This window comes from Piscinibacter sp. PDB5-1 (assembly GCF_056676035.1).
In genome coordinates this window covers 1379517-1400666 of the sequence record NZ_JBWVZL010000001.1, presented here as the reverse complement: position 1 = coordinate 1400666, position 21150 = coordinate 1379517, and the positions used below count along the sequence as shown (strand labels likewise).

The following is a 21150-nucleotide window of genomic DNA, read 5'->3' as shown; positions in this document are numbered from 1 at the left end:
ACTGATTGCGTTTTTGTTCTTGAATGTGTCTCAACGCAATGTGTGTGCCACGATTCTGACATCCTTTGATGTCAGAAATGCGCTGTTATTGTTCGCGGCCGCCCCGATGTCGCGCATTCGCTTCGACAAATGCTGCATTGCGGGGATTACGTATTCCCTCTGCCGCACGCTTTTGACATGCCCCGTTTTGCCGCGAACCTGAGCCTCATGTACGGCGAGCACGCCTTCCTCGACCGCTTCGCCGCGGCCCGGCGCGACGGCTTCGAGGCGGTCGAGTACCTGTTTCCTTATGAGCACCCGGTGTCGGATTTGTCGGTGCGTCTGCGTGAGCAGGCGCTGACTCAGGCCTTGTTCAACGCGCCGCCCGGCGACTGGGCAGCGGGCGACCGCGGCCTGGCCTGCCTGCCCGACCGGCGCGACGAGTTCCGCGTTGGCATCGCCCGGGCGCTGGTCTACGCGGCGGGCCTGCAGTGCCGGCGGGTGCACGTGATGGCGGGCCTCGCGCCGGCGGCAGCCGACCCTGCGCGCCTGCGCGCCTGCTATGTCGAGAACCTGGCCTGGGCGGCCGCGCAGGCCGCGCCGCAGGGGGTCGAGTTGCTGATCGAGCCGATCAACCGGCGCGACATGCCGGGGTACTTCTTGAATCGCCAGCAGGACGCGCACGAGACCGTCCAGCAGGTCGGCGCCGTCAACCTCAAGGTGCAGATGGACCTGTACCACTGCCAGATCGTCGAGGGCGATGTGGCGATGAAGCTGCGCCAGTACCTGCCCACGGGCCGCGTCGCGCACCTGCAGGTCGCCGGTGTGCCTGAGCGGCACGAGCCGCACACCGGCGAGTTGAACTACCGCTACCTGTTCGAGTTGGTCGACGCGCTGGGCTACGACGGGTTCATCGGCTGCGAGTACCGCCCGGCGGGCGACACCTCGGCCGGCGTGGCGGCCTGGCGCGCGGCCTTGCTGGACTGACGGCGAGCGGGCTCAGCCCGCCGCGTTGACGATGCCGGCCGCGACGTGTCCCGAAGGCACGTGCGCCGAGGCGTTCTCGATGTGCCCGGTCTGGTCGTCGAAGAAGAAGTCGGGCTCGAACTCGCGCAAGAAGGCGCCCTTGGGCAGGCCGCCGAGAAACATCGCTTCGTCGATCTCGATGTCCCACTCCATCAGCGTGCGAATGGCGCGTTCGTGTGCCGGGGCGCTGCGTGCGGTGACGAGCGCGGTGCGGATGCGCATGGCGGGCGTGGCCTGGTCCTGCAGCAGCTTCAAGGCGTCGAGCAGCGGCTTGAACGGCCCGGCCGCCAGCGGCAGGTCGGCACGCTCGCGTTCGTGGGCCTGGAAGGCATCGAGCCCGGCGCGCTGAAACACCTGCTCGGCCTCGTCTGAGAACAGCACCGCGTCGCCGTCGAAGGCAATGCGCACCTCGTTCGGGTGCGCGCCCGAAGCGCGCGCCGAATGCGGAAACACCCGTGCGGCCGGAACCCCGGCGTCGAGCGCCGAGCGCACATCGGGCTCGTTGGTCGAAAGAAAGAGGTGTGCGTTCAGCGGCTTCAGGTAACGCCAGGGTGACTCGCCGCGCGTGAACACGCCGCGCTGGATCGGCAGTCCGTAGTGCTGCGCCGAGCGGAAGACCCGCATGCCCGAGACCGGGTCGTTGCGCGAGAGGATCACTACCTCGACCAGCGGCACTGCCTTGCCCTGGTTGAAGGCCAGCAGCTTGTTCACCAGTGAGAAGGCCACGCCCGGTTTGGCCGGTTGCCCCACGCGCTCGAGCTGCAGTTGCATGTAGGCGCGGTCGTCTTCGGCCTCGAAGAGCCGGTTCTCTTCTTCAAAGTCGAACAGCGCGCGCGAAGAGATGGCCACCACGAGTTGGCCGGCAAGGGTGACGGGCATCGGCCGATGATAGCCAGCGACCCGCGGCTGGAGTGGGGCGGTCAATCCCATACCACAAAGCGTTGAATATGTCTTTTGTTGACTGGCTGGTATCGGCCCGGATGAGACATTTGGCGCAGGTCTGAAGAATGGCGTCACCGGTTTGAACCGGACCCATGGCCTTCAAGGCCGACTCATCCAATCAGGAGACAGCATGTTCAAGATCTGCAAGCTCGCGTTGATCGCCTCGGCGCTCGTCGCCACGTCCTCGGCTTCCTTTGCTCAGTACGAGAAGGGCCCGAACCCCACCGCCAGCGCGCTGGAGCGCACGGGCTCGTTCGCGACCCGCTCGTCGTCGGTCTCGTCGCTGAGTGCCTCGGGCTTCGGTGGTGGCAACCTGTACTACCCGACCGCGTCGGGCTCTTACGGCGGCATCGTGCTGTGCCCGGGCTTCACCGCGGGTGCCAGCTCGATCGCCTGGCTGGGCACCCGCCTGGCTTCGCACGGCTTCGTCGTGCTGATCATCGACACCAACACCCGCCTGGACCAGCCGGGCAGCCGCGCTCGCCAGCTCGAAGCCGGTGTGGCGTACCTGCGCAGCCAAAACTCCAGCGCCAGCAGCGCCATCCGCGGCAAGGTGGACACGAACCGCATGGCCATCGGTGGCCACTCGATGGGTGGTGGCGGCACGCTCGAAGCCGCGCAAGACAACCCGTCGTACAAGGCAGCCCTGCCGCTGACGCCGTGGCACACCACGAAGAGCTTCCGCAGCAACCGCGTGCCGACGCTGATCATCGGTGGCTCGTCCGACACCGTGGCGCCGGATGGCTCGCACTCGATCCCGTTCTACACGAGCCTGCCCTCGACCACGCCGCGCATCTTCCTGGAACTGCGTGGTGCCAGCCACTTCTTCCCGCAGACGTCTAACGCGACTGTGAGCCGCTTCGCCATCTCTTGGTACAAGCGCTACGTCGACGAAGACACCCGCTACTCGCAGTTCTTCGTGCGCCCCAGCGCCACGGTGGCCAGCGACTACCGCTCGGGCGGCTTCTGATTGGTTGTGCCGGCGCTCGCCCTACCGGGTGAGCGCCCTGCTTCATGTGTTTCCAAGGTTCAGGCGCTGCGGCGCCTGTTTTTTTGGAGGTGCGGTGACCGGTTTGGCAATTAACACAAAAAAAGACTCTTGTCTTGAATGGTTGCGGTGGTGAAGCCCCCAAGTTTGCTCCCAGCACGTGCGGACAAAAATCTCTTCGCGCCAAATTGATTCTCACAGGCGCTGGCAACAAGCCAAGACAACCCTCTAGGAGACAACATGTTCAACATCCGCAAAGTCGCAGCGATCACCTCGGTTCTGCTGCTGTCCGCCACGGCATCGGCCCAATACCAAAAGGGCCCGAACCCCACCGCCAGCGCCCTGGAGCGCACCGGCTCGTTCTCGACCTCGGCCACGACCATCTCGTCGCTGAGCGTCTCGGGCTTCGGCGGTGGTCGCCTGACCTACCCGACGGCCTCTGGCAGCTACGGCGCCATCGCCATTTGCCCGGGCTTCACCGCCACCGCTTCGTCGCTGTCGTGGCTCGGCACCCGCCTGGCGTCGCACGGCTTCGTCGTGCTGATCATCGAAACCAACTCGACGCTCGACCAGCCCGGCAGCCGCGCCAACCAGCTCGAAGCCGCCGTCAACTACCTGAAGGCCCAAAACACCCGCACCGGCAGCCCCCTGCGCGGCAAGGTGGACGTGAACCGCGTGGCCATCGGTGGTCACTCGATGGGTGGTGGCGGCACGCTCGAAGCTGCTCAATCCAACCCGTCGTACAAGGCAGCCATGCCGCTGACGCCGTGGCACACCACGAAGAGCTTCCGCAGCAACACCGTGCCGACGCTGATCATCGGTGGCTCGGCCGACACCGTGGCGCCGGACGGCTCGCACTCGATTCCGTTCTACACCAGCCTGCCCTCGTCCACGCCGCGCGTGTTCCTGGAACTGCGTGGTGCCAGCCACTTCTTCCCGCAGTCGTCTGACCCGACCGTCAGCCGCTTCGCCATCTCTTGGTACAAGCGCTATGTGGACGAAGACACCCGCTACTCGCAATTCATCGTGCGTCCCAGCACCACGGTGGCCAGCGACTACCGCGCCGGTGGTTTCTGATCTGACGGTCTGAATTGAACTGACCTCGCCGGCCTTCGGTCGGCGCAACGGCGGCCCCGTGGTGTTCCACGCGGCCGCCGTTTTTCATGGTGCTGCGTTTTCGGTGCTGCGTGCTGGCGGCAATAGTGGCGCCATCTCAAGCGCGTGCGATTACCACATGCGGACAGAATTGTCTTGTACGAGACATGGTTGAAAGCCCTGTGTCGCACACTGGTGCGAAAAAACACAATGGCCTGGCTCGGTGGCAGTTCCATGCATCACCGGGTCCTCGGCAAGGGCCAAAGCCAGCCTGCCGGGGCACATCAACAAGACCCTTGGAGACACCCATGTTCAAGACGCTTCACAAACTGTCGCTGATCGCCGCCGGTGCTTTGGTCGTTTCGACCGCCGCCTTCGCACAGACCAACCCCTACCAGAAGGGCCCGGCCCCCACCGCGAGTGCGCTGGAGCGCACCGGTTCGTTCTCGACCTCGGCCACGACCATCTCGGCACTGAGCGTGTCGGGCTTCGGCGGCGGCCGCCTGACCTACCCGACCGCTTCGGGCACCTACGGCGCCATCGCCATCTGCCCGGGCTACACCGCCTCGGCTTCGTCGCTGTCGTGGCTCGGCACCCGCCTGGCTTCGCACGGCTTCATCGTGCTGATCATCGAAACCAACTCGACGCTCGACCAGCCCGGCAGCCGTGCTCGCCAGCTCGAAGCCGCCGTCAACTACCTGAAGGCGCAAAACACCCGCACCGGCAGCCCGCTGCGTGGCAAGGTGGACGTGAACCGCGTGGCCATCGGTGGTCACTCGATGGGTGGTGGCGGCACGCTCGAAGCCGCGCAAGCCAACCCGTCGTACAAGGCAGCCCTGCCGCTGACGCCGTGGCACACCACGAAGAGCTTCCGCAGCAACACCGTGCCGACGCTGATCATCGGCGGCTCGTCCGACACCGTGGCACCGGATTCCGACCACTCGATCCCGTTCTACACGAGCCTGCCGAGCACCACGCCGCGCATCTTCCTGGAACTGCGTGGCGCCAGCCACTTCTTCCCGCAGTCGGCCGACCCGACCGTGAGCCGCTTCGCCATCTCTTGGTACAAGCGCTGGGTTGACCTCGACACCCGCTACTCGCAATTCTTCGTGCGCCCCAGCACCACGGTCGCCAGCGACTACCGTGCCGGTGGCTTCTGATCTGACGGTCTGAATTGAACTGACTCGCCGGCTCCGGTCGGCGCGACGGCGGCCCCGTGGTGTTCCACGCGGCCGCCGCTTTTCATGGCACGTGGTTTCTGGTCGATAGGAGCCGTTCAGCCGCGCAGGCGCGCGGCCCGGCCGTGACGAACGCCGCTGTCGCCGTCGATGAGCCGCCCACCGTGGCGGCGGCGTGCCTTGCCTACTGCACGAAGCCCATCGCCCCGCGTTTGTTCGATGCCGCCGGCAGGTCGGCCGGCACGATGCGGTCGCGCAGCGCCAGCTTGGCGTTGCCGAAGGCCGTCATCCAGGCGCGGCGCATGTCGCGCGGGGCCATTTCGCTCATGCAGTCGAGCACGTCGGCCTCGGGGTCGGGCGCGAAGCGGCTGCCCCAGTCGTGGTCGGCGCGGATGCTGCGGTACAGCTTGGCCGCGATCAGCCGGGCGGCCTCGCGGTCGGGCGCCTGCACCTCGTAGACGTTCATGCGGTTCAAGATGGGCTCGGGGATCGACCGCTCGTCGTTCGCCGTCGCCACCCAGATGACCTGGCTGGCGTCGATAGGCACCTCGGCGAATTCGTCGGTGAAGCTGCCGGCCGTGTCGTGTTCGAGCAGGCTGTACAGCGCGCCCAGTGGGTCGTAGGCGTGTTCGCCGCCGGCCTTGTCGATCTCGTCCACCACCATCACCGGGTTGGCGTACTGGCCATCGACCAGCGTCTCGAAGACCTTGCCGGGCCGCGCGCCCTTCCATTGGCTCGACGCACCCGAGAGGACCCAGCCCGCGGTCATCGAGCTCATCGAGATGAAGCCCATGCCGGTGCCCAGCAGCTGCGACAGCGCGCGGGCGAAGTGCGTCTTGCCGACGCCCGGCGGGCCGAGCAGCAGCAGCGGCGTGATCTCGAGTGCGTCGCGGCTGTCGTGGCACAGCGCGAGCTGGCGCTTCACGTCGTCGAGCACCTCGGCGAAATTGGGCAGGTCGTCGTACAGCTGCTCCATCGCGGGCAGCCCGGAGGGCTTGACCTGAAAGCGCTCCGGCCCCTTTTCGAGCATGCGCTCGTAGGTCGAACGCAGGTTCTCGTGCTCTTTGTGCGGCAGCTTGTCGAGCTTGCGGCCGACTTCGTCCACGCGGTAGACGCTGCGCATGCGGGCAATGGGTATGCCGCTGCGCGAAGCCGAGGCGGGGACCAGTTCTTTCGATGCGCTCATGCAACCTCCACAAGACAACACACGAGAAAGACGCTCGGGCAAGCCGGGTGTCGGTTTCATTGAAACGCAGCCGGGGCCGCGCCATCCATCAATGAATACCCGAAACGTCTTTTAGTTCGTTGCCACCAGCCTATGCAGAACGCATGCCAATGGGCGCGAAGAATGTGCGGCTTTGTGCACGCGCCCGTCGCCCCCTCGGCACCCGTGCGGGTGCCGGTCGCTTCAGCGGGACTCAGGCGGCGCGATGGACACCACCACCGCCTGCTGCCCCAGGCGCAGCACCCGTCCGCCATGCGCGCCGGCATGGGCCTGCGCTTCCGCCTCGGTCGAAAACCAGTGGTTGGGTGACGAGGCCCAGCCCGGCCCGAAGCGGCCGAGGTGGTAATGGTCGAAGTCGGCCGGTTGCATTTGCGGCAAGTGCGCACGAAAGGCTTCCCAGGTCGGGAAACCGGCCTCGAACGCCAGCGTGCGCAGGAAGTGCTTGCGCTGCAGTTGCCCGCGCTCGCGGTGCAGATGCGTCAAGGCGCATGGCGGCAGCACGCCCGCCGCGTGCAGCCGGCGCAGTGCGGGCAGTGCGTCAAGCAGCGGGCCGGTTGTCGCCGCGCGGTGCAGCCGGCGCGCTTCGCGCCGCACGAGCTCGAGTGCGGTGGGCGCCGTCGGAGCGACGGCCCTGTCAGCGCTTGCGCGCTCGGGTCGCTGGGACGACGAAGGGGACAGTGAAGAATCGTTCGGTTGCATACCTGCTCCGTGAAACATGCAGCCGGTCTCGCACAAGGCCGCGTCGGATGGGTATGCAAGCGAAGGCTTGCGAAGGTCGGGGGCTGGATGCAGGCATCGAGTCCTCGGCAGGTGCATCGGCTTTCGCGAGAGGGGCGTCCTGCCAGCCCGGCGCGCAATGTAGCAGAGGCGGTCAGGGCCCCGGCCGGGCGTCGCCGACCGGGGCGGGGCTCAGAGCCGCATCTCCAGCCGCAACTGCCAGTTCACCGACGTGGTCGAGACGGTCTCGGCGCGTGTGCGGGTGCGCACCACCGGGTCGGGGTTGTCGAAGACCGAGCCGCTGATGCTGTCGTGCGGGGCCACGTTGCTGGCGGTCGCGCGCAACTGGATGCCCGAGGCGAAGCGCCAGGCTGCGTACACGTCGCCGACGCGCTTCTTGCCCGCGAACACCCACGACTGCTCGGTGCTGCGCGTGGTGTAGGCCGGCGTGTAGCCGAGGTTACCGCCCAGCGTGAGCGGCGTGCCGGGCACGCGGTAGTCGGCGCCGATGTTGGCGGTGCGGCCGGGCTGCTGGTCGAGCCGGTTGTCAGGCCCGGGCACGCCATCGACCCGCGAGCGGAAGACGCTCGCGTTCAGGCGCAGGTCCACGCGGGGCGCGTCGGCCCACAGGTCTTGCGTGCGGAACTTCGCCTCGGCCTCGATGCCCTGGGTGGTGGCCTTGCCGACGTTTTCCATCCGCGAGACCCAGCGCGGCGTGGGCGACCAGGGCACGCTCATCTCCACCGGGTCGGTGCGGCGCATGTAGTCGGTGATGCGGCGGTGAAAGAGGTTCACGCTCATCAGCCCATCGCCCGGCAGGTAGCGTTCGATGGCGAGGTCGAGCCCGGTCGACAACTCGGGCCGCAGGTCGGGGTTGCCCGCGCGGTCGGGGTTGGTCTCGCTGTTGGGGCGGCCGGTGTTGTTGACGCGCGGCTGCGTGATCAGGCTTTGCAACTCGGGCTGGCGGTAGCTGCGCGTGAGGCTCAGGCGCACCTGGTCGCGGCTCTTCGGGTCGGGCTTCCACAGCGCGTGCAAGAGCGGCGACCACACGCTGCTTTCGTTGCGCAGCGGGCCGGCCACGTCGGCGTCGGCCCGGGTGACGATGCCTTCCCAGCGCAGGCCGGCGTGCAGCCCCCACTGCGGCGTGAGGTTCCATTCGTCCTGTCCATAGGCGGCGATGCGCGAGCCGCGTGCGCGCGAGTCCACGCGCAGGTCGCCGCTGCGGTCTTGCAGCTCATGGCGGCGGTTGGCTTCGAGCTCGGTGCCCAGCACCACCAGGTGCTCGTCGCCGATCGGGCGTGTGTACTTCGCGCTTACGTTGGCGCGGTCGTCGCGGGTCTCTTCGGCTTCGTCGACGGGGGCGAGCACCGGGCTGCCGCCTTCGTAGCGGCGGTGCACGCGTTGCTCCCACTGGCCGCGGCCGAGGCCGCCGCGCCATTCGATGCGCCCGGCGTCCACCGGCTGGTTGGCCTGCAGGTTGAGGCGCAGCATGCGGTAGCCGCCGTCGCCGTCGGCCTCGCTGCGCACATAGGGCGCGGTGGCCGTGCCGCTGGCTTCGGCCGTGCTCACGCCGCGGCCCTGGCCTTCGCTGAACACCAGCACCGGCGAGATCACCGCGCTGGCGCCGCGTTCACCGCGCCACTGCAGGCGGCCGCTGGCGCTGACGCCGTGGCGCTGGTCGCGGTAGTCCACGGTCTCGCGCTCGGTGCCCGAGACGACGCCCGTGTCGAGCGACTGCGTCGTGGTCGTCGTCACCGACTTGAACACGCGCTCGCTGCGGTAGGCCGTGGCCGAGAGGTTGTAGGTCCAGCTCTCGTTGAGCTTGTCGTTGCGCGTCCACGCGATGTTGGGCTGCGCGTGGCCTTCTTCGACGCCGAGCGTCAGGCGCACCTGGTTGAGCCGCTGGCGCACCGCCTCGCGCATCACGATGTTGATGGTGCCGGCGATGGCGCGTGCGCCGGTCTCGGCGGTCGGCGCCCGCAGGATCTCGATGCGCTCGATCAGCTCCGGCGACAGCGACTCGATGGAAAAACCCGGCGGCACGCGTTCGCCGTCGATCAGGATCTGCGTGTAGCCGCTGCCCAGCCCGCGCATGCGGATCGCGCCGCCGCGCCCCGGGGCGCCACCGATCGTCACGCCGGGCAGGCGCTTGAGCAGGTCGCCCACGGTCGAGTCGCCGAAGCGCTCGATCTCTTCGCGGCCGACCACGATCTTGGCGGCGGTCGATTGGCGGCGCTCTTCGACCTCGGCATTGCGCGTCGCGCGCACCTCGACCGGGGCCAGCATCACCGGCGCCGGGCCGGCGGGCGCGGCTGCCGAGGCCGCGGCGGCGGGCGCGGGAATGGGCTCAGCGGTCGTGCCCTGCGCATGCGCGTGGGCCCACCACTGGCAGGCGATCAGGGCGCCCCAGGCGATCGGCGCGGGGCGCAGCGGGAGATGGCGGACGGGATGGCTCAGCGGGCGCTGGGCCCCGGGTGAAGTCAGGCGATGCGGCATGGTGGTCGGCTTGAGAGTGCGGGCACTTTAACCAGCGGGCGTGGCGTGCCGGCGACGCCGCCGCGTCAGTCGGCCGGCGGGCCGAACGCCGCCACGAGGTCGGCCGCGAACGACGGCGACCCGCTCAGTGTGAGCGTCACCGCGTGCCAGCCGCCGTCTTCGACGTGCACCTGCAGGTCGTGGTCCCAGTCCATGCCTTCGTCGAGCGGGCCGTGCGTGTGCGCGAAGTGCCGCCACGCCCAGTCGAGCACCTGCTGCACCTCGGCCATCACCGCCGCGTGCTGCTCGGCCCGCGTCGAGGCCATGAATTCGAGCGTGGCCGTGCCGTCGCTCGCGTCGCTGAAGTCGAGGGTGAGGTAGTGCACAGGCGTGTCGCGTGAGGGAAGGGCGGCCAGTATCTCTGCCGCCTCGGCAGGGCGGTGCACGGCAGGCCCGAGAATCGGGCGATGAAAGTCCCTGCCCGTTTGCAGACCCTGATGGCCGAAGGCCTGATCGACAGCGTCGTGCGCCAACTCAAGAGCGGCAAGGAAGCCGATGTCTACGTCGTGCGCTGCGGCGACGACACCTGCGCCGCCAAGGTCTACAAAGAGGCGCACAAGCGCAGCTTCCGCCAGGCCGTCGATTACACCGAGAACCGCAAGGTGCGCAACAGCCGCCAGGCCCGCGCGATGGCCAAGGGCACGGCCTTCGGTCGCGAGCAGCAAGAAGCCGCGTGGCAAAGCGCCGAGGTCGATGCGCTGTACCGCCTGGCCGCCGCCGGCGTGCGCGTGCCGCGGCCGATCAACTTCTGCGACGGCGTGCTGCTGATGGAGCTGGTGGCCGACGCCCGCGGCGACGCCGCACCACGACTGAACGACCTGCCCTTCAGCGAAGCCGAGGCGCTGCAGCACCACGCCACGCTCGTCGGCGAGGTGGTGCGCATGCTGTGCGCCGGCGTGGTCCACGGCGACTTGTCGGAGTTCAACATCCTGCTGGCTGACGATGGCCCGGTGATCATCGACTTGCCGCAGGCGGTCGATGCGGCCGGCAACAACCACGCCCCGCGCATGCTGATGCGCGACGTGGACAACCTGCGCCGCTTCTTCGGCCAGCACGCCCCGGCGCTGCTGGCCACGCAGTACGGCCCCGAGATCTGGTCGCTGTACGCCGGCGGCTTGCTGACGCCCGAGGCGCCGCTCAGTGGTCGCTACGAACACCGCCAGGGCGCGGTGGACCTGTCGGGCGTGCTGCGCGAGATCGAAGACGCGCGGCTCGAAGAGGCGGCCCGCCTCGAACGCATGGGCTGAGCCGGCTGGCCATGACCGACGACCTTCGCCTGCACAGCCCCGCCGCCGAGCGCAACGGCGCGCCCATCCTCATCGAACTGCAGCGCGTGCTGCCGGCGCAGGGCGTGTTGCTCGAAGTGGCCAGCGGCACCGGCCAGCACGCGGCGCAGTGCAGCGCGGGGCTGCCCGGCTGGCAATGGTGGCCGAGCGATTTCGACGCCGACGCGCGGGCGTCGATCCGCGCCTGGTGCCAGGGGCTGGCCCGCGTGCAGGCACCGCTGGCGCTCGACGCCGCGCAGCCGCTGTGGCCCGGCGTGCCGGCGCAGGTCGATGCGATCTTCTGCGCCAACCTGGTCCACATCGCGCCCTGGGCTTGTTGCGTGGGCTTGATGCAGGGCGCCGCGCGCCACCTCGCGCCGACCGGGCTGTTGATCACCTACGGGCCCTACCTCGAAGACGGTGTGCCCACCTCGCCCGGCAACGCGGCCTTCGACGCCGACCTGCGCTCGCGTCACCCCGGCTGGGGCCTGCGCCGGCGTGAAGACGTGGCCCTGGCCGCCGCGCAAGCCGGCCTCGTGCTGCGCGAACGCGTGCCCATGCCGGCCAACAACCTGCTGCTCGTGTGGGCCCGGGCCACACCGCCATGAACCTGCCCTACCTGCGGGGCTACCCGCCCGAGCTGCTGGCCCAGGTGCAGGGCTTGATCGACGCCGGCCGCCTGGCCGAGGCCGTGGCCCAGCGCCACCGCGAAACGCACGACGTGCGCAACGAGCGCTCGCTGTACGACTACGTGAGCGAGCTGAAGGCACGCCACATGAAGAGCGCGCCGCCCATCGCGAAGGTCGCCTACGACCCCAAGCTGCATGTGGTGCACAACGCGCTGGGCACGCACAGCGCCGTGTCGCGCGTGCAGGGCGGGCGGCTCAAGGCCAAGCGCGAGATCCGCATCGCGGCGCTCTTCAAAGAGGCGCCGGCCGACTTCTTGCGCATGATCGTCGTGCACGAGCTGGCGCACCTGAAAGAGCGCGAGCATGACAAGGCGTTCTACGCGCTGTGCCTGCACATGGCGCCCGACTACCACCAGCTCGAATTCGACCTGCGGCTGTGGCTGACCGCGCAAGAGCTGCGCGGCCCGGGCCCCGTCTGAGAGTCGTGAGCCGTCACACAGCCGGCGCCTGCTGCAGGCTGCTTTCGGGCGGCAGCGGGGCCGCCAGCAGCGCGTCGATGTCGAGCACGCCGGCGCCGAAGCCGCTGTTCACCTGCCAGCCGGGCGGCACCTGCGCGGTGGACCGGGCCAGCCGCGTGAAGGCCTCGACCACGCACCAGGGCTGGCTGTAGGCGGCCAGGGCCGCGCGGTGGTGGGTGAGCCACAGCGCGGCGGCTCCGCTGGTGATGGCCGTGGCGTACGAGGTGCCGTCGCCGCCCCCGCCGTACCTGAACTGGCTCGTGCTCTTCGGGTCGGCGCGCCGCAGGTCGGCGGCCGGGGCGCTGAAGTCCACCTCGGGGCCGAACGAGCTGCCGCTCCAAGGCCGCAGTTCGCGGGTGACGCCGGCCACGGCCACCGTGCGCGACAGGCGGGCCGGGGCCACCACCGGGTCCACGATGTTGCCGGCCGCACAGACCACGATCACGCCGGCCTCGTAGGCGCGGTTGAGCGCCTGCTTCAGCTCGCGCTCCAGCGGGCTCAGGAAGATGCCGAGGCTGACGTTCACCACCCGCGCCTGGCCGACGGTCACCGCATGGTCGAGCGCCTGGGCGAACTGCTGCTGGGCGTGGTTGATCAACACCGCATCGGTGATGCGCATCGGCAGGTAGGGCACGCGCGGGGCCACCCCGTAGTAGGCCCCGCCCGCAGCCTGCGGGTGCCAGCCGCAGATCGTGGCCCCGATGCGGGTGCCATGGCCCCGGTTGAAGCCCAGCATCGAGTCGAGGCCGCCCCCAGGCTCGGGCGGCAGAAACTGGTCGTGGCTGCCGGTGGTCGGCGGCATGTCGGTCTGGCCGCCGGCCACGTCCACCCAGCTCGCGCCGGGAAAGCCGAAGGCCGGGTGCCGCGTGTAGCCGGTGTCGAGGTGGGCGACCTTGGTGCTGCCCCAGTTGATCTGGTCGGGCCCGCCCAGCAGTTGCCACGCGGCCCGCACCCTGACGGTGTCGAGGTGCCAGTCGAGGCCTTGCCGCTGGGGCAGGGCGGGTGCGGCGCGTGCGGGCACATGCGCCGGGTCGCGCCCCTGCAGCGCGCCGAGCACCTGCTCGTCGGCGAAGGGCTGCAGGCTCTGGATGCCCAGCGTCGTGAGCCACACCTCGCGCGGGGCGGTGTACTCGGTGGCCAGGGCGTCGAGCAGGTGGCCGCGCAGCACGGCCCGCGTCTCGGACAGCGGGAACAGGCGCACGTCGAGCCCGGGCAGGTATTTCTGCAGCTTCGACTGCACCGCCTTCAGCGTGCGGCCATCGGTCTCGATCAGGTATGCGCTCATGGGGCTCCTCCGGGGCACGTCGAGTGGTGGTGGCCGGCGAGCTTATGGGCGCGGCGCGGGGCTGTCGCCCTCATGTCTAGGGATTGCCCCGCCGGGCTTGCACAACAATACGGCCCGCCATGACGAACCACCTCTACGCTGCCCTGCGCGCCGGCTTTCCGGCCGACCTGAACACCCTGGCCGTCGAATGCATCGACGGCGACGGCGCCCGCTACACCTGGGCCGACCTCGACTGCGGCAGCGCGATGCTGGCCAACCTGCTGGCCTCGCTCGACCTGCCCGAGGCCAGCCGCATCGCCGTGCACACCGAGAAGTCGGTCGAGGCGCTGATGCTGTACCTCGCCGTGCTGCGCGCCGGCCACGTGTACCTGCCGCTCAACACCGCCTACCAGGCGGCCGAGATGGGCTACTTCATCGATAACGCCGAGCCCGCCGTCGTCGTGTGCGCCGGCAAGAACCACGGCTGGCTCAGCAAGCTCGCGTTCACGCGCGGTGTGAAACACGTCTTCACCCTCAACGACGACCGCAGCGGCAGCCTGCTCGACCGCGCCGCGCACAACAGCGACCGGCAGGTGCCCGTGCCCCGCGCGGCCGACGACCTGGCCGCCATCCTCTACACCAGCGGCACCACCGGGCGCAGCAAGGGCGCGATGCTCACGCACGGCAACCTGCTGAGCAACGCGCTCACGCTCAAGTCGTACTGGCATTGGCAGCCCGGCGACGTGCTCGTGCACGCGCTGCCCATCTTTCACGTGCACGGCCTCTTCGTCGCGTCGCATGGCGCACTGCTGAACGGCAGCCCGATGCTGTGGTTCGGCAAGTTCGACCCCGTGCGCGTGGTGCAGGTGCTGCCGCGCGCCACGGTCTTCATGGGCGTGCCGACGCTGTACACGCGCCTGCTCGCCGAGCCCAGCTTCACGCGCCAGGCCTGCGCGAACATGCGGCTCTTCATTTCGGGCTCGGCGCCTTTGTTGATCGACACCTTCCAGTCGTTCACTGCCCGCACCGGCCACACGATTCTTGAGCGCTACGGCATGAGCGAGACCGGCATGCTGGTCTCGAACCCGTATGCGGGCGAGCGCAAGGGCGGCACCGTCGGCTTCGCGCTGCCGGGTGTCGGCGTGCGCGTGGTGGCCGAGGGCGGCGTGCTGCCGGCCGGCGAGATCGGCGGCATCGAGGTGCAAGGCCCCAACGTCTTCGCCGGCTACTGGCGCATGCCCGAGAAGACCCGCGAAGAGTTCACCGCCGACGGCTGGTTCAAGACCGGCGACGTCGGCGCCTTCGATGCCGACGGCTACCTCAGCATCGTCGGGCGCAGCAAAGACCTGATCATCAGCGGCGGCTTCAACGTCTACCCGGCCGAGGTCGAAGGCTTCATCAACGAGCTGCCCGGCGTGGCCGAAAGCGCGGTGGTCGGCGTGCCGCATGCCGACTTCGGCGAAGCGGTGGTGGCCGTGGTGGTGCCGCGCCCCGGCGCGACGCTCGACGCCGCCGCGATCACCGCGGCGCTCAAGACCCGCATCGCCAACTTCAAGGTGCCCAAGCAGGTTGTCGTGCAGGCCGAACTGCCGCGCAACGCGATGGGCAAGGTGCAGAAGAACGTGCTGCGCGAGCAGCTCGGCCAAGGCCGATAGCGCGGCGCGGGCCCGAAAACACGCCACGCGGACAAGATCGCGGCTTTTACAAGGCTGGTCGCCTCCCACGCTTGCAGGATGCCGAGCCCCCGGACCCGGGCGCACATTGATGCCCCCCGTGCCGCCGGGCGCGTCAACTCCGTGGAGGGCTCCCATGTCTTGCTTCTCTCGTCTCTGCCTCGCCCCGCTCGTGCTGCTGGGCAGTGCTGCGTCGAACGCGCAGCCGCTGGACCTGTCTTCGTGGCAGGAGCTCACGCTCAACTACCCCGGCGGCCAGAGCGCCGGCAACTGGGTCTTCGAGGCGGGCAACACGGCGGTCCGACAGACCGTCAACGCCGACCCCTCGTTCTTCCTGAACGACGTCAACCAGGGCTCGTACACCATGCGCGGCACCTGGCAGGTGCTCGAATCGGGTGGCGACGACGACTACATGGGCTTCGTGTTCGGCTACCAGAACTCCAGCAACTTCTACCTGTTCGACTGGAAGCAGGGCAGCCAGGGCTATGTGGGGCGCACGGCCGCCGAAGGCATGACCATCAAGCGGTTCACCGGCTCCACCGGCGACGGCCTCGCCGACCTGTCGCTCGAAGAGTTCTGGGAGAACCGGTCCGATTTCGGCGACATGTCGGTGCTCGCGACGAACCACGCCAGCACCGCCGGCTGGGTGGACAACCGGCTCTACACCTTCCAACTCGACTTCAACCACACCACCCCCGGCGCGTTTCGCGTGACAGTGCTCGACGGGGCCACCACGCTGTGGGACCAGACCATCGCCGACTCGACCTTCACCAGTGGCCAGTTCGGCTTCTTCAACAACTCGCAGCAGAGCGTGCGCTACGCCGGCTTCGAGCAGGCCAACGTCAGCCCGCCGGTCGGGGCCATTCCCGAGCCGCACACCTATGCCCTGATGCTGGCCGGCCTGGGCCTGATCGGCGCGATCGCCCGCCGACGCACAGGCTGAGGTGACGCGCGGGCCGGCATCGACCGGCTTGCGCCGGGTCAGCCGGTGGTGGGGGCGGGCCCGTATGCTTCGGCGGTCTGTGACCACCGACCGACCCGATGCTGACTGCCCCGCTCGACACCGCCCGCGACTTCGGTCGGCTCCAGCAAATCGTTGGCGTGTTCGTTCGCCACGGCCTGGGCGACATGGTGCGCCGCCTGGGCTGGGCCGATGCGCTCGACAAGGTGGGCCGGGCCGTGCACTGGGAAAGCGCCGCCGAGCTGGCCCGGCTCGAACCGCCGCAGCAGGTGCGCCGCGCGCTCGAAGAGCTGGGCCCGGCCTTCGTGAAGCTCGGCCAGTTGCTCGCCGGCCGCGCCGACCTCTTCGGCCCCGAGTGGATCTCCGAGTTCGAGAAGCTGCACAGCCGTGTGCCCGCCGTGCCCTTCGACGACTTGCGCGAGCCGCTGACGCTCGACCTCGGCGGCGCGCCCGAAGAGGTGTTCGCGTGGTTCGACACCGAGCCGCTGGCCGCCGCGTCCATCGCCCAGGTGCACCGCGCGCGCCTGAAAGACGGCACCGAGGTCGTCGTCAAGGTGCGCCGCCCCGACATCCGCCGCGTGATCGATGCCGACCTGCGCCTGCTCGAACGCCTGGCCGCGATGGCCGAGCGCGAATGGCCCGAGCTGCAGCCCTACCGCCCGGTCGAGCTGGTGCGCGAGTTCGGCCATTCGCTGCGGCGCGAACTCGACCTGGCCCACGAGTGCCGGCAGGCCGAACGCATCGCCACCAACTTCGCGTCGCAGCCCGACATCGTCGTGCCCCGGGTGCACTGGGAATGGACGCACGAACGCGTCAACGTGCAGGACTTCGTCGCCGGCATTCCCGGCCACGAGCTGGAGCGTGCGCGCGCCGAAGGGCTCGACTGCAAGCTGCTCGCGCAACGCGGCGCACAGGCGGTGCTGAAGATGATCGTGGAAGACGGCCTCTTCCACGCCGACCCTCACCCGGGCAACGTGTTCTACCTGCCGGGCAACCGCATCGCCTTCATCGACTTCGGCATGGTGGGCCGCCTGTCGCCGCAGCGCCGGGGCGAGCTGCTCAAGCTGATGCTGGGCCTGGTGCAGCGTGATGCCACGGCCGTGGCCGACGTGCTCTTCGAGTGGGCCGACGGCAACAGCCCGGCCGACGAGTCGGCGCTCGGCGCCGAGATCGACGCCTTCGTGGACACCTACCACGGCGTGCCGCTCGCGCAGCTGAGCCTGGCCGCGATGCTGTCCGACGTCACCGGCATCTTGCGTCGCCACCGGCTCGTGCTGCCGTCGGACCTGGCCCTGCTGATCAAGGCTTTCATCTCGGTCGAAGGCATGGGGCGCAACCTCGACCCCGACTTCCACATGGCCGGCGAGGCCCTGCCGATCTTGCGCAAGGCGCTGCACGCGCGCTACCACCCGCGCGCGCTGGCGCAACGCAGCTGGCGGTCGCTCAACCGGCTGGTGGACCTGCTCACCGCCGTGCCCGACGACCTGGCGCGCCTGCTGCGCAGCGTGCGGCATGGTGGCGTGCAGCTGCACATCGACGTCCGCAACCTGCAGCGCGTGGCCGACCAGCTCGACCGGGCCGTGAGCCGCCTGACCGTGGGGCTGGTGGTGTCGGCGCTGATCATCGGCTCGTCCATCGTCATGACGGTGGGCGGCGGCCCCCAGCTGCTGGGCCTGCCGGCCTTCGGCTTGATCGGCTTCGTGGGTGCCTGCGTTGGCGCGGTGTGGCTGGTGCATTCGACGCGCGGGGGCAAGCGGCGCGACTGAGAGACCCAGGCGGCCGCCCGGCGGTTTCGGGGTTTCCCCGCCCCGAATCCGGCAATTTGGCGCAGCTGCCAATTTCCACCCGATCAGCGGCTCGCCGATCATCCTCGCCACTGCCGGAGCGTGCGCCGATCCTGTCGATTGCGTTTGTCCACAAAGCCCTGTCCAGGCGCTGGTTCCGGCTTCGATGCCCATGCGCCTGAGTTCCATATCCCGAGGTTTCGTGCTTGCGCTGTTGCTGGCCCTGGCCGTCAACATCGCCTTGCTGCTTGCCATTCGCCAGGCCGATGGCGCGGTGCGCGACGCGCTGGCGCGGCACGACAGCACGCACAAGCTGGTGGGGCAGGTGGTCGAAGAGTCCGACCTGCTGGCCCATCTGGTGCAAAGCTTCACCACCACCGGCGACACGCGCTACCTGGGGCACTACTACGACATCCTCGCGGTGCGCGAGGGCGAGAAGCCGGCCCCGGTGGCCGAAGACGCGGCGCTGTACTGGCGCGAGCTGATCGCCGGGCGACGCAAGAGTGCCGACCGGCCCGCCGACGGCCCGCGCCGCTCGCTGATCCAGCGCATGCAAGACCGCGCCTTCAGCGACGACGAGCTGCAGGTCGCGGCCCGCATGACCGAAGCGGGCGCCCGCATGAAGGCCATCGAACAGGTGGCCTTCGCGGCGACGCAGGGCCTCTACGACCGCCAGCGCGGCGAGTTCGTCTCTGAAGGTGCGGCCGACATTCCCTTCGCCATCGAACAGGTGCATTCGCCGGCGTACGAGGCGCACCGCGCCGACCTGGTGGCCGCGGTGTCGAAGCTGCGCCAGCTGACCGACGCGCGCACGCAGGGCGCCATCGGCCAGGCGCGGCAACGCCTGCGCAACGCCATCCACATGGCGATTGGCGTGGACCTGGTGCTCGTGCCGATGCTGTTCGCCACGCTGGTGCTGCTGCACCGGCGCGTCATCAAGCCCATCGCCATGCTGGGCGACGTGGCGATGCGCCACGCCGGCGGCGACTGGCAGGCGAGCGTCAGCCTGCCACCGGGCAGCGTGCAAGAACTCGAAGTGCTGGCGCACACGCTCGACGGCATGGCCGGCGCCATCGAGAACGACCTGCGCGAGCGCGACGCCGCGCAGGCCGAGCTGATGGCCGCGCGCGCGCAAGCCGAGGCGGCGACGCAGGCGAAGTCGCGCTTCCTGGCGAACATGAGCCACGAGATCCGCACGCCGATGAACGCGATCATCGGCATGACGCACCTGGCCTTGCAGACCGAGTTGACCTCGCAGCAGCGCGACTACCTCAACAAGGCGCACGGGGCCTCGCACCTGCTGCTGGGGCTCATCAACGACGTGCTCGACTTCTCGAAAATCGAAGCCGGCGGCATGACGCTGGAGAGCGCGCCCTTCCGCATCGAAGACGTGGCCAGCCAGGCCATCACGCTGGTGCGGCAGATGGCACAGCACAAAGAGATCGAGCTGCTGTGCGAGTTCGCCGACCCGACGCTCTTGGCCTCGCGCGGGCGCCTGCGCGGCGACGCGCTGCGGCTCACGCAGGTGCTGACCAACCTGCTGTCGAACGCGGTCAAGTTCACGCCCGCCGGGCAGGTGCGCCTGACGCTCAACGCTGAGGCGCCGCCACCGCGCACGCCCCAGGCGCCGGGCAGCGAGACGCTGACGCTGGTGCTGTCGGTGCGCGACACCGGCATCGGCATGACGACCGAGCAGCGCACCGGGCTCTTCCGCGAATTCGCGCAGGCCGATGTGTCCATCACGCGTCGCTATGGCGGCACCGGCTTGGGCCTGACCATCACCGGCCGCCTGGTCGAGCTGATGGGCGGGCGCATCGAAGTCACCAGCGCGCCCGGCCTGGGCAGCACCTTCACCGTGCGCGTGCCGCTGCCGGTCGAGCCGCCCACCCAGCGCAGCACCGACCTGCTGCACGCCGCACCGCTGCGCGTGATGGTGGTCGATGACCAGATCGACACCCGTGCCGCGCTGCTGAGCCACCTGCGCACGCTGGGCGTGGGCGCCACCGGCCGTCTGGCCGCGGCCACCACCGCCGGCGACGCCCTGCAGCGCCTGCACGACGCGGCCCAGGCCGGCGAGCCCTTCCAGCGCGTGCTGCTCGACTGGGTGCTGCCCGACGAAGAAGGCGCCGTGGTGCTGGCGCGCATGCACCAAGTGAACCCGCCGCCGCAGGTGGTGGTCATCACCGGCTACGGCACCGACGCCGTGCGCGCGTCGGCACTCGCGGCCGGGGCCATCGAGGTGATCGACAAGCCCGTGCTGCCCGACGACCTGCGCCGCCTGTTCGGCCAGACCGAGCTGGCCGGCGTGGACCTCAACCCCGACCCGCTGGGCGAGCAGCGCCTCGACGGCCTGCGCGTGCTGCTGGCCGAAGACAACCCGCTCAACCGCGAACTCGCCCTCGAGCTGCTGGCTCGGCGCGGCGTGCGGGTGGACGTGGCGGTGAACGGCCTCGAAGCGCTCGAACGCCTGCACGCCCGCGGCCCCGAGGCCTACGACGTGGTGCTGATGGACCTGCAGATGCCCGTGCTCGATGGCTTCGAGGCCACGCGCCGCCTGCGCGAGCAAAGCCGCTTCGATCGCCTGCCGGTGCTCGCGATGACCGCGCACGCCTTCGAAGAAGAGCGCCGCCGCTGCACCGAACTCGGCATGCAGGGCCACATCGCCAAGCCGCTCGACACCGCCGCGCTCTACGCTGCGCTGCGCCGCTACCTCGCACCGGCCAAGCCCGCCCCTGCGCCAGCCGCGGCACCGGTGGCGGCGCCGGCAACCGGCGGCATTCCGCCGATCCCCGGGCTCGACGTGGCCGGGGCACTGGTGCACTTCGACGGCAACGAGGCGCTGTACCGCCGCACGCTGCGTGCCTTCGTGCAGCACCAGGGCGAGGGCGTCGGGCCCTGGGCCGGGTGGATCGAAGCCGGCCGCTGGCTCGAGGTGCGCCGCGCCGCGCACACCCTGCAAGGGCTGGCCGGCACCATCGGCGCGAGCGACTTGCGCGAAGCCGCGCTGACCGCCGAGCGGCTGGCCATCGAGCAGTCGGCCGGGCCGTTGCTTGCCGCACTGCCGGCCTTGGCCAATGCGCTGGCCACCGTGGTCATGAACATCGAAGCCGCCACCGAAGGCAAGCGTCCCTGGCTGCAAAGCACCACCCGCGTCGGCGACCTCGAACTCGCGCCGGCCGAGGCCGTGGGCCGCCTGCGCGAGCTGCTGGTCGCGAGCGACAGCCATGTGCTCGACTGGTGGCGACAACACGAAACGCTGCTGCGGCAGACGCTGCCCGCCGCGGCGCAGCGCCGCCTCACGCAGGCGCTGGCGGCCTTCGACTTCGACGCGGCGCTCGCCGCGCTGGACTTCCGGGAGACAGTATGAAATC

Annotated in this window: 17 protein-coding genes; 11 read left to right on the top strand and 6 right to left on the bottom strand. The window is 69.6% G+C overall.

From position 1 onward, the window contains the following. The first annotated feature begins 177 nt into the window (after nt 1-177). Nucleotides 178-966, top strand: a complete 789-nt coding sequence (gene otnI, locus AC1KAT_RS06350) for a 2-oxo-tetronate isomerase (protein WP_480323890.1) — start codon at nt 178-180, stop codon at nt 964-966. A gap of 12 nt (nt 967-978) precedes the next feature. On the opposite strand, the gene AC1KAT_RS06345 is transcribed toward otnI, so the two are convergent. Then, nucleotides 979-1884 (bottom strand): 5'-nucleotidase, encoded by a 906-nt coding sequence (locus tag AC1KAT_RS06345; RefSeq protein ID WP_480323888.1) that lies wholly within the window; start codon nt 1882-1884, stop codon nt 979-981. Nucleotides 1885-2077: 193 nt separating this feature from the next. Here AC1KAT_RS06345 and AC1KAT_RS06340 point away from each other — a divergent pair, with 193 nt between their 5' ends. The 3 genes from AC1KAT_RS06340 to AC1KAT_RS06330 all read left to right on the top strand — a co-directional run bounded on the left by AC1KAT_RS06340 (nt 2078) and on the right by AC1KAT_RS06330 (nt 5190). Then, nucleotides 2078-2917, top strand: coding sequence for a poly(ethylene terephthalate) hydrolase family protein (locus tag AC1KAT_RS06340; protein WP_480323886.1), 840 nt, complete (start codon nt 2078-2080; stop codon nt 2915-2917). Nucleotides 2918-3175: 258 nt separating this feature from the next. Further along, complete coding sequence (locus AC1KAT_RS06335; protein WP_480323884.1) at nt 3176-4012, top strand: alpha/beta hydrolase family protein; 837 nt, start codon at nt 3176-3178, stop codon at nt 4010-4012. A 326-nt stretch (nt 4013-4338) separates the two neighbouring features. Continuing rightward, nucleotides 4339-5190 (top strand): alpha/beta hydrolase family protein, encoded by an 852-nt coding sequence (locus tag AC1KAT_RS06330; protein WP_480323882.1) that lies wholly within the window; start codon nt 4339-4341, stop codon nt 5188-5190. A 202-nt stretch (nt 5191-5392) separates the two neighbouring features. Here the strand turns inward: AC1KAT_RS06330 and AC1KAT_RS06325 are convergent, their stop codons facing one another. The 4 genes from AC1KAT_RS06325 to AC1KAT_RS06310 form a co-directional block, all read right to left on the bottom strand. Then, nucleotides 5393-6394 carry an AAA family ATPase gene (locus AC1KAT_RS06325; protein ID WP_480323880.1) on the bottom strand — a complete coding sequence of 334 codons (1002 nt, stop codon included), beginning with the start codon at nt 6392-6394 and terminating at the stop codon, nt 5393-5395. 222 nt (nt 6395-6616) lie between these two features. Next, entirely contained in the window at nt 6617-7027 is a 411-nt protein-coding gene (locus AC1KAT_RS06320) for a hypothetical protein (protein ID WP_480323878.1), read from the bottom strand. A gap of 315 nt (nt 7028-7342) precedes the next feature. Then, entirely contained in the window at nt 7343-9646 is a 2304-nt protein-coding gene (locus AC1KAT_RS06315) for a TonB-dependent receptor plug domain-containing protein (protein WP_480323876.1), read from the bottom strand. Nucleotides 9647-9711: 65 nt separating this feature from the next. Beyond that, nucleotides 9712-10011, bottom strand: coding sequence for a hypothetical protein (locus AC1KAT_RS06310; RefSeq protein WP_480323874.1), 300 nt, complete (start codon nt 10009-10011; stop codon nt 9712-9714). A gap of 81 nt (nt 10012-10092) precedes the next feature. Between AC1KAT_RS06310 and AC1KAT_RS06305 the strand changes: the two genes are divergently transcribed. From AC1KAT_RS06305 to AC1KAT_RS06295, 3 genes are read left to right on the top strand one after another with little or no spacing between them, the layout of a single operon-like run. Then, entirely contained in the window at nt 10093-10932 is an 840-nt protein-coding gene (locus AC1KAT_RS06305; protein ID WP_480323872.1) for a PA4780 family RIO1-like protein kinase, read from the top strand. A gap of 11 nt (nt 10933-10943) precedes the next feature. Further along, complete coding sequence (locus AC1KAT_RS06300) at nt 10944-11558, top strand: DUF938 domain-containing protein (protein ID WP_480323870.1); 615 nt, start codon at nt 10944-10946, stop codon at nt 11556-11558. Continuing rightward, nucleotides 11555-12058, top strand: a complete 504-nt coding sequence (locus AC1KAT_RS06295) for a M48 metallopeptidase family protein (protein WP_480323868.1) — start codon at nt 11555-11557, stop codon at nt 12056-12058. The genes AC1KAT_RS06300 and AC1KAT_RS06295 overlap by 4 nt, the downstream gene beginning before the upstream one ends. 13 nt (nt 12059-12071) lie before the next feature. Here AC1KAT_RS06295 and AC1KAT_RS06290 read toward each other — a convergent pair whose 3' ends face one another. Then, a complete protein-coding gene (locus AC1KAT_RS06290; RefSeq protein ID WP_480323866.1) occupies nt 12072-13382 on the bottom strand; it encodes a S8/S53 family peptidase in 1311 nt (436 codons plus the stop codon). A gap of 119 nt (nt 13383-13501) precedes the next feature. Here AC1KAT_RS06290 and AC1KAT_RS06285 point away from each other — a divergent pair, with 119 nt between their 5' ends. The 4 genes from AC1KAT_RS06285 (at nt 13502) to AC1KAT_RS06270 (ending at nt 21146) form a co-directional block, all read left to right on the top strand. Next, nucleotides 13502-15016 carry a malonate--CoA ligase gene (locus AC1KAT_RS06285; RefSeq protein ID WP_480323864.1) on the top strand — a complete coding sequence of 505 codons (1515 nt, stop codon included), beginning with the start codon at nt 13502-13504 and terminating at the stop codon, nt 15014-15016. Nucleotides 15017-15170: 154 nt separating this feature from the next. Beyond that, entirely contained in the window at nt 15171-15977 is an 807-nt protein-coding gene (locus tag AC1KAT_RS06280) for a PEP-CTERM sorting domain-containing protein (RefSeq protein ID WP_480323862.1), read from the top strand. 98 nt (nt 15978-16075) lie between these two features. Beyond that, complete coding sequence (locus AC1KAT_RS06275; RefSeq protein ID WP_480323860.1) at nt 16076-17761, top strand: ABC1 kinase family protein; 1686 nt, start codon at nt 16076-16078, stop codon at nt 17759-17761. Nucleotides 17762-17981: 220 nt separating this feature from the next. After that, entirely contained in the window at nt 17982-21146 is a 3165-nt protein-coding gene (locus AC1KAT_RS06270) for a hybrid sensor histidine kinase/response regulator (protein WP_480323858.1), read from the top strand. Nucleotides 21147-21150: the final 4 nt, after the last annotated feature.

Coding starts and splice junctions, on each gene's coding strand:
- otnI (WP_480323890.1), top strand. CDS start 178: ATGCCCCGTTTTGCCGCGAACCTGAGCCTCATGTACGGCGAGCACGCC.
- AC1KAT_RS06345 (WP_480323888.1), bottom strand. CDS start 1,884: ATGCCCGTCACCCTTGCCGGCCAACTCGTGGTGGCCATCTCTTCGCGC.
- AC1KAT_RS06340 (WP_480323886.1), top strand. CDS start 2,078: ATGTTCAAGATCTGCAAGCTCGCGTTGATCGCCTCGGCGCTCGTCGCC.
- AC1KAT_RS06335 (WP_480323884.1), top strand. CDS start 3,176: ATGTTCAACATCCGCAAAGTCGCAGCGATCACCTCGGTTCTGCTGCTG.
- AC1KAT_RS06330 (WP_480323882.1), top strand. CDS start 4,339: ATGTTCAAGACGCTTCACAAACTGTCGCTGATCGCCGCCGGTGCTTTG.
- AC1KAT_RS06325 (WP_480323880.1), bottom strand. CDS start 6,394: ATGAGCGCATCGAAAGAACTGGTCCCCGCCTCGGCTTCGCGCAGCGGC.
- AC1KAT_RS06315 (WP_480323876.1), bottom strand. CDS start 9,646: ATGCCGCATCGCCTGACTTCACCCGGGGCCCAGCGCCCGCTGAGCCAT.
- AC1KAT_RS06305 (WP_480323872.1), top strand. CDS start 10,093: ATGAAAGTCCCTGCCCGTTTGCAGACCCTGATGGCCGAAGGCCTGATC.
- AC1KAT_RS06300 (WP_480323870.1), top strand. CDS start 10,944: ATGACCGACGACCTTCGCCTGCACAGCCCCGCCGCCGAGCGCAACGGC.
- AC1KAT_RS06295 (WP_480323868.1), top strand. CDS start 11,555: ATGAACCTGCCCTACCTGCGGGGCTACCCGCCCGAGCTGCTGGCCCAG.
- AC1KAT_RS06290 (WP_480323866.1), bottom strand. CDS start 13,382: ATGAGCGCATACCTGATCGAGACCGATGGCCGCACGCTGAAGGCGGTG.
- AC1KAT_RS06285 (WP_480323864.1), top strand. CDS start 13,502: ATGACGAACCACCTCTACGCTGCCCTGCGCGCCGGCTTTCCGGCCGAC.
- AC1KAT_RS06280 (WP_480323862.1), top strand. CDS start 15,171: ATGTCTTGCTTCTCTCGTCTCTGCCTCGCCCCGCTCGTGCTGCTGGGC.
- AC1KAT_RS06275 (WP_480323860.1), top strand. CDS start 16,076: ATGCTGACTGCCCCGCTCGACACCGCCCGCGACTTCGGTCGGCTCCAG.